Origin of the sequence: Mesorhizobium sp. M1A.T.Ca.IN.004.03.1.1 (assembly GCF_003997555.1) — a bacterium.
In the GTDB taxonomy this organism is placed as follows: Bacteria; Pseudomonadota; Alphaproteobacteria; order Rhizobiales; family Rhizobiaceae; genus Mesorhizobium.
In genome coordinates, this window is record NZ_RZTV01000375.1 from 1 (window position 1) to 268 (window position 268).

A 268-nucleotide genomic window follows, 5' to 3' on the forward strand; every position below is an offset into this window, starting at 1 on the left:
CAACGTTCAGGTTGGGGCCGCACTCAACGCACTCCTCATCGCACAGCTTGCGATCGCCAAAAATTTGATCGGTGAATCATGAAGACGACTATTGTCAAATTCGGGGGCTCGAGTTTTCGAGACCCTTGCCATTATGCCCGAGTTGCTCGGTATTTAGCTGAGCTGCGAGCTGAAGGAGGAAGCAAGATAGTTGCCGTGGTCAGCGCAATGTCTGGAATGACCGACGAGCTGAAATCAACCGTGCTTGGCGTCAATAGGGAAGCAACGC

Annotated in this window: 1 pseudogene; it reads left to right on the forward strand. The window is 52.6% G+C overall.

Going from position 1 to position 268, the window contains the following annotated elements:
- Positions 1–78 precede the first annotated feature (78 nt).
- Positions 79–268: pseudogene (locus tag EOD29_RS32045) on the forward strand (uridylate kinase); the annotation flags it as partial.